This window comes from Seongchinamella sediminis, assembly GCF_003457605.1.
GTDB lineage: Bacteria > Pseudomonadota > Gammaproteobacteria > Pseudomonadales > Halieaceae > Halioglobus > Halioglobus sediminis.
Window position 1 is genome coordinate 300,793 of record NZ_QRAN01000001.1, and the last position, 26,119, is coordinate 326,911.

At 61.1% G+C, this 26,119-nt stretch carries 22 protein-coding genes; 14 read left to right on the top strand and 8 right to left on the bottom strand.

The window, feature by feature from the left end; translation table 11 throughout:
* Positions 1-81: 81 nt before the first annotated feature.
* The 4 genes from DWB85_RS01250 (at position 82) to DWB85_RS01265 (ending at position 4,299) form a co-directional block, all read left to right on the top strand.
* Positions 82-897: a sulfurtransferase gene (locus DWB85_RS01250; protein ID WP_117952366.1), complete on the top strand. Its 816-nt coding sequence runs from the start codon at positions 82-84 to the stop codon at positions 895-897.
* A gap of 94 nt (positions 898-991) precedes the next feature.
* Positions 992-2,090, top strand: a protein-coding gene (gene prfB, locus DWB85_RS01255; RefSeq protein ID WP_117952367.1) for a peptide chain release factor 2 whose coding sequence is annotated in 2 segments (ribosomal slippage) — positions 992-1,066 and positions 1,068-2,090 — 1,098 coding nt in all. Because the reading frame shifts where the segments join, the coding sequence is not laid out codon by codon here.
* 32 nt (positions 2,091-2,122) lie between these two features.
* On the top strand, positions 2,123-3,616 hold the full coding sequence (gene lysS, locus DWB85_RS01260; RefSeq protein ID WP_117952368.1) for a lysine--tRNA ligase: 1,494 nt from the start codon (positions 2,123-2,125) through the stop codon (positions 3,614-3,616).
* 71 nt (positions 3,617-3,687) lie between these two features.
* Positions 3,688-4,299, top strand: coding sequence for a hypothetical protein (locus DWB85_RS01265; protein WP_133300538.1), 612 nt, complete (start codon positions 3,688-3,690; stop codon positions 4,297-4,299).
* Here DWB85_RS01265 and DWB85_RS01270 read toward each other — a convergent pair.
* From DWB85_RS01270 to DWB85_RS01280, 3 genes are read right to left on the bottom strand one after another with little or no spacing between them, the layout of a single operon-like run.
* Complete coding sequence (locus DWB85_RS01270) at positions 4,247-5,779, bottom strand: sensor histidine kinase (RefSeq protein WP_117952370.1); 1,533 nt, start codon at positions 5,777-5,779, stop codon at positions 4,247-4,249. The genes DWB85_RS01265 and DWB85_RS01270 overlap by 53 nt on opposite strands.
* A gap of 16 nt (positions 5,780-5,795) precedes the next feature.
* Entirely contained in the window at positions 5,796-6,167 is a 372-nt protein-coding gene (locus DWB85_RS01275; protein ID WP_117952371.1) for a response regulator, read from the bottom strand.
* Positions 6,164-7,606 (bottom strand): adenylate/guanylate cyclase domain-containing protein, encoded by a 1,443-nt coding sequence (locus tag DWB85_RS01280; RefSeq protein ID WP_117952372.1) that lies wholly within the window; start codon positions 7,604-7,606, stop codon positions 6,164-6,166. Before DWB85_RS01280 ends, DWB85_RS01275 begins: the two co-directional genes overlap by 4 nt.
* 211 nt (positions 7,607-7,817) lie before the next feature.
* Between DWB85_RS01280 and DWB85_RS01285 the strand changes: the two genes are divergently transcribed.
* On the top strand, positions 7,818-8,465 hold the full coding sequence (locus tag DWB85_RS01285) for a Crp/Fnr family transcriptional regulator (RefSeq protein ID WP_117952373.1): 648 nt from the start codon (positions 7,818-7,820) through the stop codon (positions 8,463-8,465).
* 119 nt (positions 8,466-8,584) lie between these two features.
* Here the strand turns inward: DWB85_RS01285 and xseA are convergent, their stop codons facing one another.
* Positions 8,585-9,961, bottom strand: coding sequence for an exodeoxyribonuclease VII large subunit (gene xseA / locus DWB85_RS01290; protein WP_117952374.1), 1,377 nt, complete (start codon positions 9,959-9,961; stop codon positions 8,585-8,587).
* Between the two features lie 82 nt (positions 9,962-10,043).
* On the opposite strand from xseA, the gene guaB reads away from it, so the two are divergent.
* The 9 genes from guaB to DWB85_RS01335 all read left to right on the top strand — a co-directional run bounded on the left by guaB (position 10,044) and on the right by DWB85_RS01335 (position 22,602).
* The gene (gene guaB, locus DWB85_RS01295) at positions 10,044-11,513 is read left to right on the top strand and encodes an IMP dehydrogenase (RefSeq protein WP_117952375.1); all 1,470 of its coding nucleotides are present in this window, start codon (positions 10,044-10,046) and stop codon (positions 11,511-11,513) included.
* 100 nt (positions 11,514-11,613) lie between these two features.
* Positions 11,614-13,191, top strand: coding sequence for a glutamine-hydrolyzing GMP synthase (gene guaA / locus DWB85_RS01300; protein ID WP_117952376.1), 1,578 nt, complete (start codon positions 11,614-11,616; stop codon positions 13,189-13,191).
* 56 nt (positions 13,192-13,247) lie between these two features.
* Positions 13,248-14,513, top strand: coding sequence for a hypothetical protein (locus tag DWB85_RS01305; protein ID WP_117952377.1), 1,266 nt, complete (start codon positions 13,248-13,250; stop codon positions 14,511-14,513).
* A 57-nt stretch (positions 14,514-14,570) separates the two neighbouring features.
* Positions 14,571-14,900, top strand: a complete 330-nt coding sequence (locus DWB85_RS01310) for a type II toxin-antitoxin system RelE/ParE family toxin (RefSeq protein ID WP_117952378.1) — start codon at positions 14,571-14,573, stop codon at positions 14,898-14,900.
* 2 nt (positions 14,901-14,902) lie between these two features.
* Positions 14,903-15,226, top strand: a complete 324-nt coding sequence (locus DWB85_RS01315; RefSeq protein WP_117952379.1) for a helix-turn-helix domain-containing transcriptional regulator — start codon at positions 14,903-14,905, stop codon at positions 15,224-15,226.
* 787 nt (positions 15,227-16,013) lie between these two features.
* Positions 16,014-17,450 (top strand): DUF3375 domain-containing protein, encoded by a 1,437-nt coding sequence (locus tag DWB85_RS01320; RefSeq protein ID WP_117952452.1) that lies wholly within the window; start codon positions 16,014-16,016, stop codon positions 17,448-17,450.
* Between the two features lie 4 nt (positions 17,451-17,454).
* Positions 17,455-18,045, top strand: coding sequence for a DUF4194 domain-containing protein (locus tag DWB85_RS01325; RefSeq protein WP_117952380.1), 591 nt, complete (start codon positions 17,455-17,457; stop codon positions 18,043-18,045).
* Positions 18,035-21,418 carry an ATP-binding protein gene (locus tag DWB85_RS01330; RefSeq protein WP_117952381.1) on the top strand — a complete coding sequence of 1,128 codons (3,384 nt, stop codon included), beginning with the start codon at positions 18,035-18,037 and terminating at the stop codon, positions 21,416-21,418. Before DWB85_RS01325 ends, DWB85_RS01330 begins: the two co-directional genes overlap by 11 nt.
* Positions 21,415-22,602 (top strand): DUF3322 domain-containing protein, encoded by a 1,188-nt coding sequence (locus DWB85_RS01335; RefSeq protein WP_117952382.1) that lies wholly within the window; start codon positions 21,415-21,417, stop codon positions 22,600-22,602. Before DWB85_RS01330 ends, DWB85_RS01335 begins: the two co-directional genes overlap by 4 nt.
* A gap of 190 nt (positions 22,603-22,792) precedes the next feature.
* Here DWB85_RS01335 and DWB85_RS01340 read toward each other — a convergent pair whose 3' ends face one another.
* The 4 genes from DWB85_RS01340 to DWB85_RS01355 all read right to left on the bottom strand — a co-directional run bounded on the left by DWB85_RS01340 (position 22,793) and on the right by DWB85_RS01355 (position 25,968).
* Positions 22,793-23,152 (bottom strand): type II toxin-antitoxin system VapC family toxin, encoded by a 360-nt coding sequence (locus tag DWB85_RS01340; RefSeq protein WP_117952383.1) that lies wholly within the window; start codon positions 23,150-23,152, stop codon positions 22,793-22,795.
* Positions 23,149-23,349 (bottom strand): type II toxin-antitoxin system VapB family antitoxin, encoded by a 201-nt coding sequence (locus tag DWB85_RS01345; protein WP_117952384.1) that lies wholly within the window; start codon positions 23,347-23,349, stop codon positions 23,149-23,151. Before DWB85_RS01345 ends, DWB85_RS01340 begins: the two co-directional genes overlap by 4 nt.
* Positions 23,350-23,995: 646 nt before the next feature.
* Positions 23,996-24,130 carry a type II toxin-antitoxin system RelE/ParE family toxin gene (locus DWB85_RS19915; protein ID WP_205422636.1) on the bottom strand — a complete coding sequence of 45 codons (135 nt, stop codon included), beginning with the start codon at positions 24,128-24,130 and terminating at the stop codon, positions 23,996-23,998.
* A 317-nt stretch (positions 24,131-24,447) separates the two neighbouring features.
* The gene (locus DWB85_RS01355) at positions 24,448-25,968 is read right to left on the bottom strand and encodes a cytochrome-c peroxidase (protein ID WP_205422637.1); all 1,521 of its coding nucleotides are present in this window, start codon (positions 25,966-25,968) and stop codon (positions 24,448-24,450) included.
* Positions 25,969-26,119 lie beyond the last annotated feature (151 nt).

The window sequence follows — 26,119 nt, forward strand, 5'->3', positions numbered from 1 at the left end:
TTCTCCTGTCAGGGATTTGAGTGTAGTGAAAAACCCGATACTCGCCTACTATCGTAGGCATTGTGTCCAGGCGGAGCAGCCATGCCACGTGAACGATTACTGATTGAGGCCGACGCCCTGCGGGACGCCGCCGATGTGGTGGTGGTCGACTGCCGCTTTTCCCTCCAGGACCCGGCGGCCGGCCGGGCCAGCTTCGAGGCCGGCCACATACCCGGTGCCTGCTACCTGGACCTCAACCGGGACCTGTCCTCGCCGGTGCGACAGCACGGAGGGCGCCATCCGCTGCCGGAGGCGGCGACTCTGGTGCGCACCCTGGCTAGCTGCGGTATCGGCAGCGAGACCCGGGTGGTCGCCTATGACGATTCCCGGTTTGGCTTTGCCGCGCGCCTGTGGTGGCTGATGCGCAGCCTGGGTTATCGCCAGCCGAGCCTGCTGAACGGCGGCTATGGCGCCTGGCTGGACGCCGGCGGCGAGGTGGAGCGGGGCGCTGGCCGGCCCCTTGCCAGCATCGATGTCCGCACCGACGCCGGCGCCGGGCTCAACGGCCATTGTGATATCCGCGAGCTGGCACAGTTACAGGCGGCGGGGGCGCTGCTGGTGGATTCGCGGGAACCGCGCCGCTACCAGGGTCTGGAGGAGCTGATCGACCCGGTTCCCGGCCACATTCCCGGGGCGGTAAATCATCCCTGGCAGGGGGTGACCGATGGCACCGGGCGGGCCCTCGATGAGGCCGGCCAGCGCGCCCACTGGGGCAGCACCCTGGATGCCCCGCAGCTGGTGGTCTACTGCGGCTCGGGGGTAACCGCCTGCGTCAACCTGTTCTCCCTGGCCTTGCTGGGTCGCGAGGACGCGACGCTGTACGCCGGCAGCTGGAGCGACTGGTGCAGCTACCTGTAGCCGCAGGCTGCCGGCGCAGCAGGTAATATTCGGGCTAGGCCCGGGGCGCCCGCTACGGTAAAATGCGCGCCCTTTGGATACTGCGGGCCGGAACATGCTTGAGATCAACCCCCTGATACAAACCCTGAAAGACATCGAGGCGCGCACCGACGTGCTCAGGGGGTATCTTTGACTTCGCTAATCGCAAGGAACGCCTGGCAGAAGTAGAGCTGGAGCTGGCGGAGCCCAGCGTGTGGGAAGACCCCGCCCGGGCCCAGGAACTGGGTCGCGAGCGCGCCGCGCTGGAAACCGTGGTGCACACCATCGAAAAGCTCGACAGCGGCGCCGCCGACGCCGGTGACCTGCTGGAAATGGCCGCCGCCGAGGATGACGAGGACACGGTGGCCGAGGTCAGCGGCGATATCGATGTCCTGGTCGCCCAGCTGGAGCGGCTGGAATTCCGCCGCATGTTCGACGGCGAAATGGACGCCAACAACGCCTTTCTCGATATCCAGGCCGGCTCCGGCGGCACCGAGGCCCAGGACTGGGCGGAAATGCTGCTGCGCATGTACCTGCGCTGGGCCGACGCCAAGGGCTTTAAGGCGGAACTGGTGGAATGCAGCGCCGGCGATGTCGCCGGCATCAAGAGCGCGACGATTTTTGTCGAGGGCGAATACGCCTTTGGCTGGCTGCGCACCGAGATAGGCGTGCACCGGCTGGTGCGCAAGTCGCCCTTCGATTCCGGCAACCGCCGCCACACGTCCTTTACCGCGGTGTTCGTGTCGCCCGAGATCGACGACAACATCGACATCGAGGTCGACCCCTCGGACGTGCGCACCGACACCTACCGCGCCTCCGGGGCCGGCGGCCAGCACGTCAACAAGACCGACTCCGCGGTGCGCCTGACCCACGAGCCCAGCGGTATCGTGGTGCAATGCCAGAGCGAACGCTCCCAGCACCAGAACCGGGACAAAGCCTGGAAAATGCTGCGCGCCAAGCTCTACGAGCAGGAAATGATGAAGCGACAGGAAGCGGCCCAGGCCACCGAGGACAGCAAGTCCGACATCGGCTGGGGCAGCCAGATCCGCTCCTACGTGCTGGACGATTCCCGGGTCAAGGACCTGCGCACCGGCGTGGAGACCAGCAACACCCAGGCAGTGCTGGACGGCAGCATTGACCAGTTTATCGAGGCCTCGCTGAAGAGCGGCCTGTGAGCCCCTGACAGTGAACAGCAGAGAAGCGAACAATGAGTGAACAGGACCAGTCCCCGGAAGCCCAGGACGAGAACAAGCTGATTGCCGAGCGGCGCGCCAAGCTGGCGGCCATCCGCGAGCAGCGCAACGCCTTCCCCAACGATTTTCGCCGTAGCGCCGAGGCGGGGGAGTTGCAGCGCGAGTACGGACAGAGCAGCAAGGAAGAGCTGGAGGCCGCGGACCGGCATTTTTCCGTGGCCGGCCGCCTGATCCGCAACCGCGGCGCGTTCCTGCTGATCCAGGATGGTTCCGACCAGATCCAGCTCTATGTCAACCGCAAGGGGCTGGATGAGGACACCCTGGCCGAGATCAAGAGCTGGGACCTGGGCGACATCGTCGGCGCCAGCGGCCCGCTGCACAAGTCGGGCAAGGGCGACCTGTACATCAATATGGAAGAAGCGCGGCTGTTGACCAAGGCCCTGCGGCCGCTGCCTGACAAGTACCACGGCCTCGCCGACCAGGAAATGCGCTATCGCCAGCGCTATGTCGACCTGATCGTCAACGGGGAGTCCCGTGCGGTGTTCCGCACCCGCTCGCGGATTATCGCCTTTATCCGCGATTTCATGATGGAGCGCGGCTTCATGGAAGTGGAGACGCCGATGATGCAGGTGATTCCCGGCGGCGCCACTGCCAAACCCTTTGTTACCCATCACAATGCCCTTGACCAGGACATGTACCTGCGTATCGCCCCGGAGCTGTACCTGAAGCGGCTGACCGTGGGCGGCTTCGAGCGGGTATTCGAGATCAACCGCAGTTTCCGCAACGAGGGCCTGTCGACCCGCCACAATCCCGAGTTCACCATGCTGGAGTTCTACTGGGCCTACGCCGCCTTCGAGGAGGCCATGGATCTCACCGAGGACATGTTGCGCCAGCTGACCCTGGAGGTGCTGGGCAGCACCACGGTGGAATACCAGGGCAACAGCTACGACTTCTCCAGGCCATTCACCCGGAGGTCGGTATTCGACGCCATACTGCACCACAACCTGGATATCAGTGCCGGACAGCTGGGCGATGACAGCGCGGCCCGGGACATTGCGCGCGGCCTTGGCATCGAGCTCAAGGACAGCTGGGGGCTGGGCAAGGTCCAGGTCGAGATTTTCGAGAAGACCGTGGAGCACCGGCTGGACCAGCCGACCTTCATTACCCACTACCCGACCGAGGTTTCGCCCCTGTCGCGGCGCAATGACGAGGATCCCTTCGTCACCGATCGCTTCGAGTTTTTCATCGCCGGACGTGAGCTGGCCAACGGCTTCTCCGAGCTCAACGACGCCGAGGACCAGGCGGAGCGCTTCCTGGCCCAGGTGGCGGAGAAGGACGCCGGTGATGACGAGGCGATGCACTATGACGCCGACTATATCCGCGCCCTGGAGTACGGCTTGCCGCCGACGGTCGGCGAGGGCATCGGTATCGATCGCCTGGTCATGTTCCTGACCGACTCGGCCTCCATTCGCGACGTGCTTTTGTTCCCGCATATGCGACCTGAGTAACAGTTTCCGGGGTGCTAAGGGCAGGGTGAATAGGCTACACTCTGGTTTTCACCGAGATAGAGGAAGCGTCCTTGCTGCCATGTTCCCTGTTGCGACCTGGCCTGCTGTCCCTGCTGCTGGTGCTGCAGGCCTGCGCCCAGACCCCGACCGAACCTGAGCCCCCGCAGGACACGGTTGCCGCCGGTGAAAGCAACAGCGCCGGACAAGAGGTGCCGGAAATCATTCTCAACCTCCCCGATGGCACCAGCTGCGCCTGTGAAGAGGAGGTGAAAGTGGATTACACCTTCCTCGAAAAAGGCTTTGTGGCCATGGCCAGGGGCGATCACGAGGAGGCGATGGAGTACTTCAGCCGCTACCGGCGCCTGGAGTCATCACCGGCGGCAGACTGGGAGGCGGCTGTCGCCATTGCCTTCATTAAATCCCTGGGCGACAGCCCCTATCACGATGCCGAGGAAGCGCGAAAGAGCTACCGCGAGCTGGTGAAAGAGGACTGGCAGTCAATGCAGCTGCACGAACAGACCCTGCTGATGCGCCAGTCGCTGGAGAACTTTCGCGATATGGACCGGGAGATCGCCAGCTTGAGAGAAGCCAACAGGACCCTGCAGGAAGATTTGAAAAAGCGTGAGGAAGCTATCCAGCGCCTTCGAGAGCTAACTCTGGGTCAGCCGGCAGCAGCACAGTAAAGGTAGAGCCAGCCCCGGGGCTGCTCTCGACCCGGATACTGCCGCCCATCAGTTCACAGTAATCCCGACAGATAGCCAGGCCCAGGCCGGTACCGCCGTAGTTGGCACTGGTGGAGGCATCTGCCTGGACAAAGGCTTCAAAGACCTGGTTCTGCTGGTCCTGATCCATGCCGATGCCGGTATCCGCAACCGCAATCTCCACCCAGCCCGGGTGGTCCTCCCGTTCCCTGGCGGCGACCGTCAGTTTGCCGTTGTCGGTGAACTTGCAGGCGTTACTGAGCAGGTTGGTGAACACCTGGCGGAACTTGGCAGCATCGTTGTACAGCGTCGGCAGGCCGGAGAAGCCGGATTTTTCCAGGGTGTTGTTGCGGTCGCGCAACTGCGGGGTGATGGCGTCGCAGGCCTGCTCCAGCAATTCTCCCGGCTTGAAGGTCTCGCAGTGCAGGATCATCTTGCCGGTCTCGATCTTGGACAGGTCGAGGATGTCATTAATCAGGTTGAGCAACTGGCGTCCGGAGCGGATGATCTTGTCCAGGTCCTGCTGGAACTGGCCCTTGTCCACTTCGCTGTCGTCGGAGAGCTCGTCGTGCAGCATTTCCGAGTAACCAATAATGGCATTGAGCGGGGTGCGCAGCTCGTGAGAGACATTGGCCAGGAACATGCTTTTGGCGGCGCTGGCCTCGTCCGCCGCATCCCTGGCCTTGCTGACATCGTACATGGCGTTGCGCAGCTTCTCCGACATGTCGTTGAAGGCGTTGGCCAGGTCCCCCAGTTCACCGGTGTCGTCGATGTTATCGATGCGGTAGTTGAGGTCGCCGCTGCCGATTCTCTCGGTGCCCCGTTTCAGGTGCTTGAGTGAGCGGTTGGTGTAGCGGACCAGGAAAAAGCCCAGGGTGGCGGTGAGGAAGATGGAGGCCAGGAACCCGATTACCGTGATCCGGTCGGTGAGGGCGATGGTGCGGTCGATAATATTGGCCCGCTGGTTGGCGATAAAGGCCTGGCGCTGTTCCAGTTCCTTGAGTCGCTGGCTGGCCTGGATGTAGGGCACGGGGTCATCCACGTCGGAACTGAATTCCGGATCGTTATAATTCCGGTAGAACCGGGCCCACTCATCCAGCAGGGCGTTACTGCTTTCCTGCAGCCGGTCATAGTGCAGGCGGGTCACATCGTGGCTCAGCTTGCCCAGCTCCCTGATCCGCTGGCGAATGCCCTCCAGCTGCGCTTCGGCCTGCCGCAGTTCCTCGGCATCCAGCTGGTCACCGGTATTGGCGCGGATGGTTGCCAGCACCAGGATGGTCTGGCGCTGGTCATTGAGCAGGCTCTCCACATCGGTGGACAGCTGGGCGGCGGTAACCGAGTTGCGGTAGGCCTCCATGCTTTCATTCCGGGCGTAACTGCCCCAGAAGTGCGTGCCCACGTTGATGGCGAACAGCATCAGGATGGTCACCAGGGACAGGGTCAGGCGGCGGCGTAAGCTCATGCTCGGTTGGGCTTCCTCAGCGCGGGCCAGTGAGTTTTTCGATTTTGATCAACAGCCCCGGGAAATCGACCGGCTTGGTGGCATAGTCGTCGCAGCCCGCGGCCAGGGCAGCGAGCCGGTCGGCGTCGGAGGCGTGTGCGGTCAGGGCAATAATCGCTATGTTGCTGATGCTGTCATCCTGGCGCGCCTGGCGGCAGGCCGTCCAGCCGTCCATGACCGGCAGGTTCATGTCCATTAACACCACGGCCGGTTGTTGCTGGCGCATCAGCTCCAGTGCCTGTTGCCCGTCGCCGGCGGAAATGACCTCCAGGCCGGCGCGGGAGAGCCTGCGGATGAGCATGTCCCGGTTGAGTTCGTTGTCTTCCACCAGCAGGACTTTCACGCTCACTGGACGCACTCCAGGAGCTGGTGAACCTGCACCAGTTCATCGATGCCCTTGACGTTCAACTCGCGGGTCTCGCCGGTGCAGTACTCCCCCTTGAGGGACTCCAGGGTGCTGGCGGCGATGAGGATTTCGCCGCCCGCGGTGACATCCTCTATGCGCGAGGTGACGTTCATCGGGTGGCCGACGAAGCCATACTTGCTGCGCCGCTCCGAGCCAATATTGCCGGCGATGACATCACCGGTGTTGAGGGCAATACCGGTGCTGATCTCCGGCAGGCCGTCCTCCCGGTTGAGCCGGTTGATCTCCTCCATGGCGGCCTGCATCTCCAGCGCGCACTGGACGGCGCGGTCGGCGTCGTCGTCCCGCCGCATGGGCGCCCCGAACACGGCGAGAATGGCGTCACCGATAAACTCGTCGATGGTGCCCTGGTGGGCCATGATGATGTCGGTCATGGCGCCGAGGTAGCGGTTGATCAGGGTGACCACCTGGGCCGGGGCGAGCTGCTCGCTGAGGGTGGTGAAGCCGCGTATGTCCGACATCATGATAGTGACCCGGCGCAGGTCACCGCCCAGTTCCAGGCCCTCGGGGCGCTCCAGGATATCGGTGACGATCTCATCCGAGAGGTAGCGGCCAAAGGTCGCGCGGATAAACTTTTCATTGCGTTCCAGCTGCTGGCGGTACAGCTCCTCGCGGTCGTGCCAGCGTTTGCGTTCGATGCCGGCCTTGATCCGGGCCTGTAGCAGTACCGGGTTGAAGGGCTTGAACAGGTAGTCGTCGGCGCCGGCCTCGATACACTCGATAATACCGTCCATGTCCTGGCTGCCAGAGATGACGATAACCGGGGTGGCGCGCCACTCCGGGTGCTCCTTGATCCGCCGCAATACCTCCCTGCCGTCCATGTCCGGCATGACCAGGTCCAGCAGCACCACGTCCACGTCGGCCTGGTTGAGGGTACGCAGGGCCTCCTCGCCGCCGGCAGCGGTAACCACGATATGGCCGGAGCGCGACAGGTAGCGGGCGACCAGCTCGCGGTTTTCCTGCAGGTCGTCCACTGCCAGGATGAAGCCCGGCTCCGAAGTGATGTTGCGCTGGCCTTCGCTGGCGGGTTCCGGCGTGTCGCCACTATTGGCCGCCTGGGTGGCCTTGAGCAGGCGGGTGAGGGCGGCGTCCAGCTCGGTGTGGCCGGCATCCAGGTCCTCGCGCAGCATTTCACCATAGCCGCGAATGGCCGAGAGCGCGTTCATCAGGTCGTGCCGGTCCGGCGATTCCTGCTGCAACATGTCCCCCAGCCGCGCCGAGCCCTCGAACAGGTGGGCGAAGTCGTCACGGACCCCGGCGTCCAGCCTGTCCTCCAGCGGGTAGTACAGCTCTCGCAGCTCGGCCATTGCGCGCAACAGCAGGTCACTCCACAGGGTGGTGCTCTGGCGGGGGCCGGTGGTCACGATACAGCGGGTTCCTCGGGAAAGTTGCCAGGCATGAGTATAACGAGGACAGCAGGATTGTGGGAAATCGGATTTCGTTCGTTTAAGAGCTCAGGGGGAATAAAAAGCCGGGGCTATTTTTGCCCTCACAAGGTGCGTTTTCACGAAACTTTGGGTTACTATTGTCCACATAGCTTCAGGGAACAAAGCTGAAAGGGGATCAGGTACATCAATGTTGCAGCAAGTTGAATTATTCCAGGGCCTTTCTCAGGAAGAACTGGAGGCGCTGTCGGCCAGCAGTACCAGCCGTTCATTCCCCAAGAATACGGTCGTTATCCACGAAAATGACCCCGCCGATTCCCTGTTCATCATCGAGAGCGGCAAGGTAAAGGTTTACTGCTCCGACAAGAACGGCAAGGAGTTCATCATGAACACCCAGGGCGTCGGCGACTACTTCGGTGAGCTGGCGCTGCTCGATGACTCCACCCGTTCGGCCTCCGTGCGCACCGTGGAGAAATCCAGTTTCTGTATCGTCTACAAGGAAGATTTCAACCGCGTCCTGGACGAGCACCCCAATATCGGCCGCAAGCTGGTCAGGAACCTGGCGCAACGGGTGCGCAAGCTGACCGCCGATGTCAAAAGCCTGGCCCTGCAGGATGTGTACGGTCGCGTGGCCAATGTGCTGATGGATCTGTCCGAAGAGCGCGGCGACGGCACGCTCTACATTCCCGAGAAGCTCACCCAGCAGGATATTGCCGACCGCGTGGGTGCCTCCAGGGAGATGGTCGCCCGCATCCTCAAGGATCTCACCATTGGCGAATATATCCGCTTTGAAGGGCGCCACATCATCATCAACACCCGGCTGCCGGCAAAATACTAGCGCCGGCCCGGTCAGGGTGAACAGGTCCCGGCAGCTGGCCGGGGTTTAGCGCGGCCCTGGTCCCATGACCGGGGCTTTTTCGTTCTGCTGCTGGTGATTTTGCCGCTGGAACCGCTGACTCAGGTGTCGTCTTCCAGTGTGGCGGCCTCGACCCTGAGCGCCAGCCGGCCCCGGGCCAGCCGGGCCTCCAGTTCACTGCCCGCCTGCACCGTGGCGGCATCGGTGATTACCTTGCCCTCTTTATCGCTAACAATGGCATAGCCGCGGGCCAGGGTGGCCAGCGGGCTGAGAGAGTCCAGCATCCCGGCCAGGTGGGCAAGGCGGCTTTTCGAATCCTGCAATTTGCCCTGCATGGCCGATTCCAGGCGCTGCTGCAGGCCTGCCAACTCGCCCCGCAGGCGCTGGATGCGCGGCAGCGGAGAGCGGGCGGCCAGCCGCGATTCCAGCAGGGCCAGTTCGCCGCGCTTTTTCGCCAGCAGGTTGGTTTGCGCCAGCACCAGGCGCTGTTCCAGATCGTCCAGGCGCTGGGACTGCTCCCGCAGCTGGGCGCCCGGGTGCTTGAGGCGGGCACGCAGGTGGTCCAGCCGGGTCCGGGCGTCGGCCAGCTTGCGCCGCATCAGCCGGCCCAGGTCCGCCTCCAGTTTCTGTAGCTGCTGCAGCTGTTCGCGCTGGTCCGGGCTGAGCATCTCGGCGGCCGCCGAGGGTGTGGCGGCGCGCTGGTCGGCGGCCATGTCGGCAATGCTGAAATCGACCTCGTGGCCCACCGCCGACACAATGGGCAGTTCGCTGGCGGCGATGGCCCGCGCCACAACCTCCTCGTTGAAGGCCCACAGGTCCTCCAGCGAGCCGCCGCCGCGACCCACGATCAGGGCGTCGAGGGCAATCCTGCCCTGGGCCTGCCAGCGATTGGCCCGCGCTATGGCCTCGGCAATTTTCTCCGCCGCGCCCTCGCCCTGCACCGGCACCGGCAGGATCGATACCTCGATAGCGGGACAGCGCCGCCTGAGCACGGTGAGAATGTCGTGAATGGCGGCGCCGGTGGGGGAAGTGATGACGCCCAGGTGGGAAACACAGGTCGGCAGCGCTTGTTTGCGCGCCGGGTCGAACAGCCCCTCGGCCAGCAGTTTTGCCTTCAGCCGCTCGAAGGCCGCCTGCAGGGCCCCGGCTCCCGCCTGTTCCATGTGCTCCACGATGAGCTGGAATTCCCCGCGGCCTTCGTACAGCGACACCCGGCAGCGCAGGCGCACGTGGTCGCCACTGGCCGGGGTGAAGCGCAGGCGCTGGTTGCGGCCGCGGAACATGGCGCAGCGCACCTGGGCGTTACCGTCCTTGAGGGAAAAGTACCAGTGCCCGGAGGAGGGGGTGGCAAAATTGCTGATTTCCCCCTCGACCCAGACAAAATCGAAGTGGCTTTCCAGCAGGGACCGGGCCTGCCGGTTGAGCTGGCTGACGGTCAGTGCCTGGGGCTGGCTGTGGTCGCTGAAGGGGTTTGACAAAGGTGAACTTATGTTTACTGGGCGAGTGGCAAAAAGTTATAATTGCACGTTTAACTCAAACCCGCCAGCCGGAGACTCCTCAATGCTGCGAATCGCCCAGGAAGCCCTGACCTTCGACGACGTACTACTGCTGCCCGGTTACTCGGAAGTGGTGGCCACCGACGTCTCCCTGAAGTCCCGGCTGACCCGCGAGATCGAGCTCAACATTCCCCTGGTCTCCGCCGCCATGGACACGGTGACCGAATCCCGCCTGGCCATTGCCATGGCCCAGGAAGGCGGCATCGGCATCATCCACAAGAGCATGACCATCGCCGAGCAGGCGGAGCAGGTGCGCAAGGTCAAGAAGTTCGAGAGCGGGGTGGTCAAGGATCCCATTACCATCCAGCAGTCGGCCACCATTGCCGAGCTGATCGAGCTGACCTCCTATCACGGTATCTCGGGCGTGCCGGTGTTGAACGGTGAGGACCTGGTGGGCATCGTCACCCGCCGGGACCTGCGCTTCGAGTCGGACCACAGCAAGCTGGTGTCGGACATCATGACCCCGCGGGACAAGCTGGTGACGGTAAAAGAGGGGGCCAGCTCCACCGAGGTTCAGAGCCTGCTGCACCGGCACCGGATCGAGAAGATCCTGGTGGTCAACGACGATTTCGACCTGGCCGGCATGATTACCGTCAAGGATTTCGACAAGGCGGAGAGCTTTCCCGATGCCTGCAAGGATTCCCTGGGCCGGCTGCGCGTTGGCGCCTCCGTGGGCACCAGTCCGGACACGGATGACCGCGTGGCAGCGCTGATCCATGCCGGCGTGGACGTGCTGGTGGTGGACACCGCCCACGGCCACTCCCGCAACGTTATCGAACGGGTGCGGATGATCAAGGAAGCCTACCCGGCCATGCAGGTCATCGGCGGTAACATCGCCACCGCTGATGCCGCCCTGGCCCTGGCGGACGCCGGCGCCGACGCCGTCAAGGTGGGCATAGGCCCGGGCTCGATCTGTACCACGCGAATCGTTACCGGCATTGGCGTGCCGCAGATTACCGCCATTGCCAATGTCGCCCAGGCCCTGGCGGAGCGCGATATTCCGCTGATTGCCGACGGCGGCATCCGGTTTTCCGGCGATATCGCCAAGGCCTATGCCGCCGGCGCCCACGCGGTGATGATGGGCAGCATGTTTGCCGGTACCGAGGAGGCCCCTGGCGAGGTCGAGCTGTACCAGGGCCGGACCTACAAGGCCTACCGGGGCATGGGCTCCCTGGGCGCCATGTCCCAGACCCAGGGCTCGTCGGACCGCTATTTCCAGGATTCCAGCAAGGGAGCGGAGAAGCTGGTGCCGGAAGGTATCGAGGGGCGGGTTCCCTACAAGGGCCCGGTGACCGCGATTGTGCACCAGTTGATGGGGGGCGTGCGTTCCGCCATGGGTTATACCGGCAGTGTCGACATGGACACCATGCGCACCCGGCCCCAGTTTGTGCGGGTCACCGCCGCGGGGGTGTCCGAGAGTCACGTCCACGACGTATCGATTACCAAGGAAGCACCGAACTACCCGGTGCGCTAACAGATACCCCGGCTGCGCGTCGTGTGACTGAACCGGCGTCGCCCACCCATCAAGCGTCATCCCCGCGCATGCGGGGATCCAGCGACTACCAGGAACCACCATGAGCGCAAACATTCACGCCCAGAAAATCCTCATTCTCGATTTCGGCTCCCAGTACACCCAGTTGATTGCCCGCCGGGTGCGTGAGGTCGGGGTTTACAGTGAGATTCGCGCGTTCGATATGAGTGAGGAGGAGATTCGCGACTACGACCCGAAGGGCATCATTCTCTCCGGCGGGCCGGAATCGGTGGCGACGGCGGCCTCGCCGCGGGCGCCGCAGCTGGTATTTGAACTGGGCGTGCCGGTGCTCGGTATCTGCTACGGCATGCAGACCATGGCCGAGCAGTTTGGCGGCAAGGTGGCCTGTTCCAATGTCAGCGAGTTCGGTTATGCCCAGATTCGCCAGGTCGGCAATGGCGGCCTGCTGCACGACATCCGCGACCACATCGACGAGCAGGGCAATGGCCTGCTGGACGTGTGGATGAGCCACGGTGACAAGGTGGTGGAGCTGCCCGGCGAATTTGAACTCATCGCCGAGACCGAGAGCTGCCCGATAGCCGGCATGGCCCACCGGGACAAGCCGTTTTACGGCATCCAGTTCCACCCCGAAGTCACCCACACCCTGCAGGGCAAGCGTATTTTTGAACATTTCGTGCTGGAACAGTGTGGCTGCGACCCTCTGTGGACCCCGGCCAATATCGTCGAGGATGCGATCGAGCGGGTGCAGGCCACCGTGGGCGAGGACAAGGTACTGCTGGGGCTTTCCGGCGGCGTCGATTCCTCGGTGGTGGCCGCCCTGCTGCACCGGGCCATCGGTGACCAGCTGACCTGCGTTTTTGTCGACAATGGGCTGTTGCGGCTGCACGAGGGCGATGCGGTGATGGAGATGTTTGCCCTCAATATGGGAGTGAAGGTCCTTCGCGCCGATGCCGAGGACCTGTTCCTGGGCAAGCTGGCCGGCGAGGCGGACCCGGAGGCCAAGCGCAAGATCATCGGCAACACCTTTATCGAGGTGTTCGACGCCGAGGCGACCAGACTCGAGGATGTGAAATGGCTGGCCCAGGGCACGATTTATCCTGACGTCATTGAATCCGCCGGCGCCAAGACCGGCAAGGCCCATGTGATCAAGTCACACCACAACGTGGGCGGACTGCCCGATGACATGGCGCTGGAGCTGGTAGAGCCCCTGCGCGAACTGTTCAAGGACGAGGTGCGCAAGATCGGCCTGGAACTGGGCCTGCCCTACGACATGGTGTACCGCCACCCCTTCCCCGGGCCCGGCCTGGGGGTGCGCATACTCGGCGAGGTAAAAAAAGAATACGCCGACCTGCTGCGCGAGGCTGACGCCATATTCATCGAGGAGCTGCGCCGGGCCGGCTGGTACGAAAAAACCAGCCAGGCCTTCGCCGTGTTCCTGCCGGTGAAGTCGGTGGGGGTGGTGGGCGATGCCCGTCGCTACGAGTACGTCATCGCCCTGCGGGCGGTGGAAACCGTGGACTTCATGACCGCCCGTTGGGCCCACCTGCCCTACGAGTTACTGGAACTGGTATCCAACCGCATTATCAACGAGATCAGCGGCGTGTCCCGGGTCACCTACGATGTCAGCTCAAAACCGCCGGCGACGATTGAGTGGGAGTGACCGGCACTGACAGGCAATGACTGGCAACAGCAGGCATTCCGCCTGAGGACTTTTGTGTGAGCAACCAGAAAACACACAAATGGATATTCCCCGCACGCTTCCGTTCAGGCGCTTATGGCTGGAAATCTTCAAGATTAGCTTGCCAGCGTTTACGTGAAGCCGTTTCCGAAATCAAAAAGGTGGCGAAGAAAGAACCTGACATAGCTGCAGAAGGTGCTGTTCGCCTGATCGAAAAGCTCTGGCCCGCGTTGGAGCATGTGGACAGTTCCAGTGGTGCCCTGGGTTCCGCGGTAAACAAAACGCTTGATGACCTGATTCCCCTCATTGTCAAAGCCAAGGCCGATGCCAAAACTCGTAACAAATGGCTCGAACGCTTATGGCAGGCCATGGAGGATGACGGTGTCGACTATCTTGGGCTTGTGGGTGACCGCTGGGGATATTTATGCGGTTCGGTGGAAACGGCCAATCAGTGGGCGGACGAATTGATGCCGACACTGATTTCATGTTGGACCGACCCGAATCCTGGCAACTATTTCCACGGCACAACGGCCTGTCTGTCCTGTCTACTGGTGGCGGGGCGTTACCAGGAACTGCTCGATCTGTTGGCGCTGGGCCGCAACCCCTTCTGGCATTACCGCCGCTACGGGGTCGAGGCACTGCTGGCGATGGGCAAGAAATCAGAAGCCCTGAAATACGCCGAGGCGTCCAGAGGGCTGAATCAACCGGATTCGGCCATTGATCAGACCTGCGAAGAAATCCTGATCTCCTCGGGCCTTCATAATGAGGCCTATCGGCGCTATGGTTTGTGGGCTGCCCAGGGTAATTCGTACCTTGCGCGGTTTCGCGCCGTGGCGAAACGCTATCCCATGATGGCGCCGGAAGACATTCTCGCGGATCTGATCAAGACCACACCGGGGGAAGAGGGCAAGTGGTTCGCGACCGCAAAGGAACTCGAGCTATATGATCTGGCACTGGAACTGGCCAACCAGGGTCCCTGTGATCCGAAAACGTTGACCAGGGCGGCCAGGGATTATCTCAACTCGGGACCGGCGTTTGCCCTCGGCTCGGCCCTGGCGGCACTGCGCTGGTTGACTGAGGGGTGGGGTTACGAAGTGACCTGCGTCGATGTGATAGAAGCTCATGACCGGGCGATGGACGCTGCAAACCGATTGGATAAGGCTGACGACGTCGCCGAGCGGATCCGGCAGCTCGTCGGGGCGAACGACAATTCCGGTGCGCAGAACGCGGCGAGACAGTTTGTTCGTAATGCCTTGCAGGGGCGAGTGCGAGACTATGCGGACGACAATTCCCCCGTGGCATAAAATGGATCGTTGTTCGGGTATTGATGAAGGTAACATATATGATACTATATGGGTCATATGACAGAGGTTAGGGAATACCTCGATGCTGAGGGAAGCAGTCCTTATGGCAAATGGTTTGATCGTCTGAATGTGACCGCTGCGGTCAAGGTGACGACAGCAGTCCATCGGATGGAGCAAGGAAATTTCTCGAATGTGAAAGGGGTTGGCGCTGGCGTCTATGAGTACCGGATTGATTTTGGTCCTGGTTATCGAATCTACTTCGGCAAGGACGGGGATCGGTTGGTGATATTGCTAGCGGGCGGTACCAAGAAGCGTCAGGACGCGGATATTTCCGACGCAAAAGGACACTGGCGCGATTATAAGCGCCGAAAACGGCAAGAGGTGTAACGATGGCTCTGACAAAAGATTTTAAGGACACCATTCAGGCACGCGCCCAACGGGATCCTGCTTTCCGTAAGGCTCTGCTGCAGGAAGGAGCCGAATGCCTGCTCGCCGGTGACGTCGATACCGGCAAGGCAGTGCTGCGTGACTATATCAATGCGACGATCGGATTTGAGGAGCTCTCCCAAGTATTCGACAAATCGAGCAAGAGTCTCATGCGCATGTTCGGGCCTAAAGGGAATCCCCAGGCGAGTAACCTGTTTGCGGTGATCCATTACCTGCAGGAGCAGGAGGGGATACACCTGGAAGTCAAGGCACGGAAAGTGGCCTAGGGCGCTGTGAATCAGAGTTCAATCGGCAATATTTTTCAAGTATTTTGAAGGATTTTCCGAGCATGGTATTTTCCATGGTATTACGAAATAGAGGGAAAATAAGCCATTGAATATAAACGATAAAAAGGGCTTATTTACAATAGAGTGGGAGTGACTGGTACGGGCAGGTATTGTCTGGCATCAACGCGCATTCGCGCCTTGAGCGGTATCGCCAACTATGCGCGGTTTTTGGTAACCATCTACATACGCTGAATGGGTTAACTCCATCAACCTGTATATCTTCTTGAAATATTGTTCGAATGAGACATTCAGTACTCACAGATTTGTGGAAAAAATGAAACGAATTGAAGGAATTTCTGAACATGGTGTTTTTCATGGTATTGTCGTAGTCTGATCATAATTAACGGGAAAGTAGGAATAATAAACGCCTGTTTCCAATCGAGTGGGTAGGCGGCCGTCTGGCACTGTTTAGTCAGGAACTACTTTCACCAAACCCGGTGTCAATGCTTTTTTTTGCTTTCCTATTAGGGGTGATGCCGGTTGTTGACCCGAGGATGTAGCACTCGCCAGGCATGCAAACTGCTCAACTTCTACTCTGTCTGACCTGGAATTCCCTCGACCGTCCTGGCCCAGCGACATACGAGGAGTTCCTGTTTACTGGCCAGCGGTGACAGGGTGACGCGTTATTTGGGGCCGAGCAGGTGGGGCTGAGGTTGGTCCGGTTTCCCTTGGCACTGCTGGTCGGGGTTTGTGAAACTAGACGCTCACTGGCACTATGGCCCTTTTCATGGATTATGACTTTCTTACCACTCTCCGCCGTCAGCATCCCGGTTGGCGGTTGCTGGCAGCCGACCATGGGCCGATGGTGGTGGCCTTTCTGCACCGCTATTTTATCGAGCCGAACCAGCGGACGTTCGCCGAGTCGGAGTTGGCATCGCGGCTGGAGGATTTTCTGTTCCATTTGCGCGAACGTTTGGGAGAGAGCGCTTTTCCCAAGCCGGCTGGACAGTATCTGAACGACTGGGCGGCGGACGAGCGCGGCTGGCTGCGCAAGTATTACCCTCGCGACAGTGACGAGCCTCATTACGATCTGGCGCCAGCCACGGAGAAAGCGTTGCATTGGCTGGTGTCGCTACAAGGGCAGCGATTTATCGGCGCGGAGTCGCGATTGCTGACGGTGTTCGAGCTGCTGCGCGAGATCACCGAGGGCACCGAGACCAATCCGCGCGTGCGTATCGAGGAGTTGACCCGGCGCAAGGCGGACATTGAGCGGGAGATCGAAGAGATCAATGCGGGCCGCTTGCGGATGATGGACGACACCCGGCTGCGCGAGCGGTTTTTACAGATGTCGGACACCGCCCGGGCGCTGCTGGCGGATTTTCGGCAGGTGGAGCAGAACTTCCGCGATCTGGATCGGCAGGTGCGGGAAAAAGTGGCAGTGTGGGACGGCGGCAAGGCCGATATGCTGGCGGAGGTGTTTGGCGTACACGATGCCATTACCGACACAGATCAGGGCCGCACCTTTCGTGCGTTCTGGGATTTTCTGATGTCCGCGAGACGGCAGGAGGAGTTGTCCGCGTTGCTGGAGAAAGTTCTGGCGCTGGACCCGGTGCGCGAGCTGGAACCGGATCCGCGCCTGCAGCGGGTGCACTACGATTGGCTCGAGGCCGGCGAGGCGACGCTACGCACGGTGGCGCGGCTGTCCGAGCAGTTGCGCCGTTATCTGGACGATCAGGCCTGGCTGGAGAACCGCCGCATCATGCAGTTGCTGCACGAAGTAGAACAGCATGCCCTGGCGGTGCGCGAGGCATCGGCTCCGGTGCCGGGTATGACAATAAACGAACAGGCGCCGTCGGTGGTGCTGCCCCTGGAGCGGCCGCTGTACCGCCCACCGTTAAAGCCGCGTATTGCGCAGAACGAGCTGGCCACCGGTGACGCCGACCTGGACGCCGGCGTTTTGTTCGACCAGTTTTATGTGGATCGGGCGGCGCTGCGTTCGCGGCTGCAACGGGCGCTGCAAACCCGCGACCAGATCACCCTGGCGGCGTTACTGGATCACAGTCCACTGGAGCGCGGCCTGGCGGAGCTGGTGGCCTGGTTGACACTGGCCGCCGATGATCCGAAGGCATTGGTCGATGAGGCCGCCGAGTGCGAGGTGAGTTGGCGCGACGATCGTGGCATGATGCGCCGCGCAACCGTTCCCGATGTGCTATTTAGCCGGTAAATGCATGAGTGACACCGATATCGATACCGACTCACAATTGTCGCCTCTGTTGATTCATCTGCTCAAAGGCGTGCTTTATCGCGATCAGCGGGAGGTGCTGTGGCAGGCGCTGTTGACGCTGCAAAGCCGGGTGCGCGATCACGTGGCGTTGCTGGGGCTGGAACTGGTGCTGGACGAGCCGGAGGGCTACGCCTACCTGTGTCAGGTGGAGCGCGGCGATGACGAGCAGGGTCCCCCACGGCTGGTGCCGCGCCGCCAGCTATCCTATCCGGTCAGCCTGTTATTGGCACTGTTGCGCAAGAAACTCGCCGAGCACGACGCCAGCGGCGGCGACCCGCGTCTGATACTGACCCAGGAGCAGATCGTCGAGCTGGTGCGGCTGTTCCTGCCGGACACCGCCAACGAGGCGAAACTGGTGGACCGCGTGCAGGGCGACATCAACAAGGTGATTGAGCTGGGTTTTCTGCGCCGGCTGCGCGGCCAGAGCGACCGTTACGAAGTGCGCCGCATTCTGCAGTCCTTTGTCGACGCGCAGTGGTTGGGGGAATTCGAACAGCGCCTCAAGGCATATCGGGAACAAGCCGGTGAACAGTGAGAATCTGGGGCTGGATTTTGCCGCTTCCAACGAGCAGGCCGGCTTTCGGTTGCAGCGGCTGGAGGTGCTCAACTGGGGTACCTTCGACCGTCAGGTATGGGCATTGAATCCGCACGGCAACAATAGCCTGCTGACCGGCGACATAGGCTCAGGTAAGTCCACGCTGGTGGACGCGGTCACCACCCTGCTGGTGCCAGCGCAGCGTATCACCTACAACAAGGCCGCCGGCGCCGAGAGCAAGGAGCGCTCACTGCGCTCCTACGTGCTGGGGTATTACAAATCCGAGCGTGGCGAGGCCGGTCTTTCCGCCAAGGCGGTGGCGCTGCGCGATCACAACAGTTACTCGGTGATTCTTGGCCATTTTCACAACGCCGGTTACGACCAGAACGTGACCCTTGCCCAGGTGTTCTGGATCAAGGACAGCGCTGGCCAGCCGGAGCGCTTCTATGTAGTGGCCGACAGGACACTATCGGTGATCGATGACTTTGCCGATTTTGGCAGCGACATTGCCGCCCTGAAAAAGCGCCTGAAAAAGCAAAGCGGTATTGAGGTGTTCGACGCCTTTCCCGGTTACGGTGCAGCCTTCCGCCGCCGCTTTGGCATCGACAATGAACAGGCCATGGAGCTGTTCAACCAGACCGTGTCGATGAAGTCGGTGGACAACATCACCCGCTTCGTTCGCGATCACATGCTGGAGCCGTTCCCGGTGGGCGAGCGCATCGAAGCACTGATTCGTCATTTTGACGATCTCAATCGCGCCCATGAGGCAGTGCTCAAGGCCCGGCGGCGCATCGACATGCTCGAGCCGCTGGTAGCCGATCTAAATCACCATGAAGAGATCGAACGTCAAGTGTCTGACTTGCGGCAAAGCCGCGATGCCCTGCGGCCCTGGTTCGCCGGTTTGAAGATGAATCTGCTGGACAAACGCCTGGACAACCTTTCGGTAGAGGCGGAGCGTCTGGCCCAGCGGCGCACTGCCCTGGAAACCCGCCGCCGTGATCAGCAGGCGCGCCGCGATGATCTACGCCAATCGATCGCCGACAACGGCGGTGACCGGCTGCAGCGGCTGAAGGCGGAGATGCAAAGCTGCCAGCGGCAAAAACAACAGCGGCAGGACAAGGCGGAGCAATACCGTGCATTGGCACAGGCTTTGTCGCTGCCCGATGCTGACACCCTGGACCTGTTTGTCGACAACCGGCACCAGCGTGAACGGCGCCAGGGTGATTTGCAGGAGCAGCGCGCGCAACTGCAGAACCAGATCAACGAGACCGGCGCGGATCTGCACCGGCTGAATGATCAGCACGGCGAGTTGGCAGCGGAACTTGATTCCCTGCGCCGACGTCGTTCCAACATTCCCGGGCGGGTGCTGGCGATCCGAGAAGCCCTGTGTGAGGCGCTGGAACTGGACGAAGATCAGGTGCCGTTTGTGGGTGAGCTGTTGCAGGTGCCCCCTGAGGAGCGGGATTGGGAAGGCGCCATCGAGCGCTTGCTGCACAATTTTGGCCTTTCGCTGCTGGTGCCGGATGCCCTTTATGAGCAGGTCTCCGGCTGGGTAGAACGCACTCTCTTGCGCGGTCGCCTGGTGTATTTCCGGGTTCGCGAACCGCGCGGCGAAGTGCAGGCGGCGTCACCAGAGTCGCTGGTGCACAAGTTGCGCATTCAGCCGGACAGCGCTTTCTATCCGTGGCTGGAGCGTGAGCTGCTGCGGCGTTTCGACTACGTCTGCTGCGAGGATCTCATTCGCTTCCGCCGCGAGCAGCGCGCCGTCACCCGTGCCGGACAAATCAAAGCGCCCGGTGGTCGCCATGAGAAGGACGACCGCCACCGGCTCGACGACGCCAGCCGCTATGTGCTGGGCTGGGACAACCACGCCAAAATTCGCGCACTCGAAGCGGAAGCAGAATCTCTGGCCCGGCGCGGGCGGGAACTGGCCGGTCAGGTGCAAAGTTGGGAGACAGAGCGCAAGACCCTGGAAGATGCCTTGCGCTATCTGGATCAGCTGGCCATGTTCAGCGATTTCGAAGAACTGGACTGGAAGCCGCTGGTTTTGCAACTGGAGCAATTGGAGAACGAGTGCCGGGCCCTGGAGGCCGCCAATGATCTGCTGCGGGAGTTGGAAAGCCAACTTGAGGAACTGGAAAGCGGTTTGAAGGAGACTGAGGACACGCTCTCGACCCTGGGCAAGGACGAGGGCGCCAACCAGAACAAAACCGAAACCGCCAGTGCCCAGCGCCAGGAGAGCGCCGCGCAATTGGCTGAGGCCGATGAGGTGCAACGGTCCTGCTTCGAGACAGTGTCGGGCTACCGCGACGAGGCGCTGGCCGGGCGCACCCTGACCGTGGAATCCTGCGACAACCAGCAGAGTGAACTGCGGGACTGGTTGCAAAAGCGTATCGATCGGCGCGACAAACAACTGAAATCCTTGAGAGAAAAGATTGTTAGCGCCATGCAGCGCCACCAGCATGAATGGCCGCTGGAAAGCCGCGAGGTGGACGCCACCCTGGCGGCCGGTGGCGATTACCGCACCATGCTGGAGGCATTGCAGCGCGACGATCTGCCGCGCTTCGAGCGCCGCTTCAAGGAACTGCTCAACGAGAACACCATCCGCGAGGTGGCGGCATTTCAGGGGCAGTTGCACAAGGAACGTCAGGCGATCCGCGAGCGCATCGATATCATCAACCGCTCCCTGAAAGGCATCGACTACAATCCGGGCCGCTACATCACCCTGTTGGCGGAGCCCGCCACTGACAATGACGTGCGCGACTTCCAGCAGGAGCTTCGCGCCTGCACCGAGGGTGCCCTTAGTGGCAACGAGGAAGAGCAGTACACCGAACAGAAATTTCTGCAGGTGAAACACATCATCGAGCGGTTTCGAGGCCGCGACGGCACCGGGGAGCTGGACAAACGCTGGACCCAGAAAGTCACCGACGTGCGCAACTGGTTCGTCTTCTCCGCTTCGGAGCGCTGGCGCGAGGATGGCCGGGAGTACGAGCACTATTCCGATTCCGGCGGCAAATCCGGTGGCCAGAAGGAGAAGTTGGCCTACACCGTGCTGGCAGCCAGTCTGGCTTATCAGTTCGGCCTGGAATGGGGTGAGCAGCGCTCCCGGTCGTTTCGCTTCGTGGTCATCGACGAGGCCTTTGGCCGCGGCTCTGATGAATCCGCTCGCTATGGCCTGGAGCTGTTCAAGCGGCTTAATCTGCAGTTGCTGATCGTCACGCCACTGCAGAAGATTCACATCATCGAGCCCTATGTCCACAGCGTCGGCTTCGTGCACAACCGCGAGGGCCGCGAATCCTTGGTGCGCAATCTCAGCATCGAGGAATACCGGGCGGAAAAAACCGCTCGCGAACGGATTCGCGTGGAGTCATGAGCTGGACCTCGTCTGCCGATCTGCGCGGCCAATTGGAAAAGTACTGGCGGCGCGGTGACATTCTACGAGCGCGTCTGGCTGGTGAAGCGCTGTTTCCCTTGACGCTGCGGCTGCACAAGCCCGACGCCCGGGATATCACCGAGCGCTTCGCCGACGTGGCCGACTGGGTGCGCGGCCTGCGCGAGGATGCGAAAGAAAAAAAAGGCTTCGGCTATACGGTACACTGGCGCCAGCAACGCCACCGGGTACAGGGCGCCAATGATTTACCCGACGTCATCACCGTGGATAGCGAGGATGACGCCCTGCACTGGCTCGGTCGGCATCGCGACGCGGCACGTTTTTCCGAGCTTGCCGACCGGACTCTGGTGATCTTTCCCACCTTGCGAAGCTGGCTTTGTCAGTACCCGCTGAAAGTCCTGGAACACCAGCCGATCTGGGACGACCTGCTCGCCGTGCTGGCCTGGTTCCAGGCGCACCCACGTCCCGGTGTCTATCTGCGTGAACTGGATATTCCCGGCATCCACACCAAGTTCATCGAAGCCCATCGCGGCCTGCTCGGTAAGCTTCTCGACGCCATCCTGCCCGCCGAGACGATCGATGCCAGCGCCACCGGGGTGCGCGGCTTTAATCGCCGATATGGACTGCGCGACAAGCCAGCGTTGATCCGTTTCCGGCTGTTGGAAGACCGGTTGGCCATCAGCGGCCTCACTGATCTGACGATACCGGTGGACCAGTTCGCCCGCCTGGACCCGGGGGTGGACACAGTGTTCATCACCGAAAACGAGATCAATGGCCTGGCGTTCCCGTCGTTTCCCAGGGCACTGGTGATCTTCGGCCTCGGCTATGGCGTCGACGCGCTGCGTCACCTTCCCTGGCTGGCGAGCAAGCGGCTCTATTATTGGGGCGACATCGACACCCATGGCTTCGCCATTCTCAACCGCTTCCGCCAACCCTTTCCGCACGCGCACTCGCTGCTGATGGACCGCAACACGCTTGAGGCTCATCGGGGTGTTTGGGGGCGGGAAGCGGACGCCAAGCGCTTCAATGGCGCGCTCGATAATCTGACCGAGGCAGAAACAGCGCTGTACGAAACGCTCCGGGAGAACCAGCTGGCGCCCGGCCTCCGGCTGGAGCAGGAGCATATCGCCCAGCGCTGGTTGCTGGATGCTCTGAGTTGTCTTTAACGGTTTGGGCTAATCCTGATCAATCAGCACCGGGTGCCCACCTTGCACCGGGCAGTAGTGCTTGAGCTATGTTCCGCCGCTGCAGAGGCAGGGATCATTACATTCGGTGCCCGGTATTTTCAACTCACGAATTTATACCTCGATACCGGCGGGTCGGCCGCTGGATTTCAGAAAATCCAAGGGTTATTCGTCAAAATGCCAGTTGCATCTTGCTTGCAACTTTCGTCAGTCGTTTGTCGCCTGTCCATAGCAAGGTATTTTCCGCCAATGCGGTTGCAGCAAGCAGGTGGATATCAATATAACCGACTCCCAGTCCCATCAGTCGATTACGTTCGATAAAGTACAGTGCCTCTGCCGGGGAGGCGACAGGTGCGTGTGGAAGGTCATTGAGCAGTCTGAGAATCTCATCGCGGTTGTGCAAATTTCCGCAGGCCAGTTCACCTATTACAAAGGAGTGTGTCAGTACCTGGCTTCGGTCAAGTAAGTCAGCAAGCCGGGTATCACCGGAGCGCAGATGGTCAATCCAGATCGAACTATCGACCAGGATCATTTTGCAGGATCGGGCTGGCGACGAGATATTGGTTTAAGTTTAGGCTCGCTTCCCCCCAGTCGCGCCAACCGGCGCGCGCTTTCTCGCTCAACAAGGGCGCGCAGCCCCTCTCGAACGAGAACAACTTTCTCGCTCACCCCGGTAATCCGCTGAGCCTCTGCCAGTAATTGGTCATCAATGTTCAGTGTGGTTCTCATGAGTAATCTCCCTCATCAGGAGCCATAAAAAATGACATCATGTGATGATAAATTAGATGCAGTTATTGCGCAAGAGTGTGTCGTTGAATAGCGCTTGAGCTACTGTGGTCTATAGTGAAAGCTGACAGAGCCTGCCTTTGCATGTTGAATTTCAAGTTCTCTTCCCATAAGGCTACCAGGGTCGACTTTGCGATGATTTTCACGAGTCCGGTATGAAGGTCCCAAAACGTTACTTCTTCGATAGTTTATAGCTACACTGATATGGCCGACTTCATCAATCTGGATATCTTCGTGGAATAGTGTGCGGATGTGAGGTTCAGGGATTATTGATTTGTGGGAAGACGAAGCTCTTTGGATAAAATTCTGAGCATGGTATTTTTCATGGTATTTCTGATTACGCGTAACTCAAGGCGTTGAATATAGTAGATAAAAATAGCTTGTTTACAATCGAGTGGGAGTGAGGCGTACTGGGGGCGGAGGTCTGGCACTAACTGACATTCCGCCTTCTCCCTGATTGTTTAACCAGGGAGAAAATATGTGCTGATATCCATCTCCTTATGCGGGATGCCAATAATATCTATGCCTTTCTCTCCAATAATGTAGAAGACAACATGTTCGCCCTGCGGGAAGCTGTAATAGCCTTCAGTCACATCCGCGTGCGATGTTTACCCAATTGCGGGTCTTCCGCTAACCAGCCAAAGCGTTTTTCGAGTGCTCTCAGGCAGGTGTTGCGTTGACGTTTACCCCATTGTTGTTCGGTATATCGACCGATATTTTTCAAGTCCTCTTATTGGAGCTGTGATTTTATGAGCAAAAACAGCCATTTCCTGAACACGGTATTGCCAGTTATCAGGGAAGCAAGCCATAGCAAATATAAGATAAAAAGTTCTTGTTTATAATCGAGTGGGAGTGGCAGGCTCTAGTAGTCAGTGTGTCCGGCATTGCTAGTCATGGCGCACTGGAAGCTGGGTAATAACGCAAGCAAATCGCAGGTTTGCGCTGGGCACTCCCACCACGCACCTGACCGCCTGGGGCGGCGGTGACGCCTCGGGCAGCGTGGACCGGGCGCCATCCAGGAAAAGCGCCCGGTGTGCGCGCTTAAAGCAGGTCTCCCGCCGCATTGGTGGCGTTTAACTGCAGGGCATCGGGGCCGGAGCCGTACTCGGGCACCCACTTGCCAACACATGCCCGGTCCTCGACGCAGGGGTCGGTAAGGGCGCGGAGGAAGCTGACCAGATCGTCAATCTGCTCGTCGCTGAGTTCAGCCTGAGTCAGCAGGGACCGCCCGCTTTGCCATTGATCCCGAAGCTGCTCCAATGCCAGCGTGGTGTTGGCCTGCGCGTTGTCGTACTGAAGACCCGCTTGCGCGCCGCCCAGGGAATAGTCGAAGCCGGCCAGCGCATCCTCCACCGCCACGTGGTGGCGCACGATGGCCGCCAGCTCAAGATAGGCGCCTGAGTGGCCCCAGGGGCCGGTGACTGCCACGTTCAACAGCGTGGGCGTGCGGAAAGCATAGCGGTCAGCGGGCTCACCGGTTTCGCGGAAGCGGCCGAAGTCGTCATCCCCCGTTGCGCCGTCGCCCTTGCCCCGGCCAATCTGGGGTATGGCCAGCACGTGAAACTTCTCGTCGGTGTAGAAGTCGCCACTGTGACAGGCGACGCAACTGGCACCGTCATCCTCGGCAGTGGTGTGGAACAGTATCGCCCCGCGCTTGGCACTGTCACTGATGGCGTCGGTATCGCCCTGGATATAGGCCTTCCAGGGGGTGTCGACAAACACCTGGGAGTTCTCGTAAGCCGCCAGGGCACGGCTGATGTTTTGGTAGGTCATCAGCTCATCGCCGCCAGCGGCGCTGTCAAAGGCCAGCTGGAAGTCGTCCAGCCAGGAGTTCGCTATCTCCTGGGTTGTCAGCCGTTCGGTCAGTGCGGCGCGCAGCTCGGCGTTGCTCGCGCCCGCCGCGAATTGCCCGCGCATCTCCTCTACCGAGGTAACCGGAAACAGGGCCTGGGCCTGGGTCAGGTTCTCGGCGTCGGGAGCCGCAGTGCCAAATGCGGAATCGGGGGTGCGCACTCCCTGGCCGTCATCGCCGTTGGCACCCGGAGTCTTGCCGAGGCTCTCCACCCGGCCGTCGTGGAACAGCACCTGGTCCCACAGCGCGATATTGAAGGTTGTCGGGGCGTTGCGCGGTACCGTGGGGCCGCCGTCGAAGTGGTGCCCCCAGCTGGCGTGAACCCTTCCCGGTCCCAGCAGGTCGGGGAATTCGGCCTCCACCCCGATTGGCAGGGGCAGGTCGTCACCGCCGCCCATGGTTGGATGGTGGCAACTGACACAGGCGGTGTCCAGCGGCCCACTCAAGGACTTGCTGAAAAACAGCTTCATGCCCAACTGTGCGAGAGGGTCGGTAATCGACGGCAGCTCGCGCCCGGTGCTGGGATCGCCGGTGAGCCCCCGGTCTTCAATTACCTGTCCCAGTTGCTCATCCAGGCTCGGCTGCACCGGGGGCGGCTCGGGGTCGGGCGTAGCCGGGGGCCGGATGCCATCGGTACCGTCGCTACAGGCGGCAAGGGTGCTAAAAAGACCAACGCACAGCATCTTCAGGCAGGGGAATCGGGCAGGCATGAGAAAACTCCTTTGTTTTACCGTGCGCGACGGGCGTCACGCACATTCCTTGTTATTGGCATACTCACGGGGCAGGGATAGTAACCCGACGGGCCTGTTTCAACGCGGCAGGCTGTCCACCTTTTCTGCACCAATCTTCCAAATTGTGAGC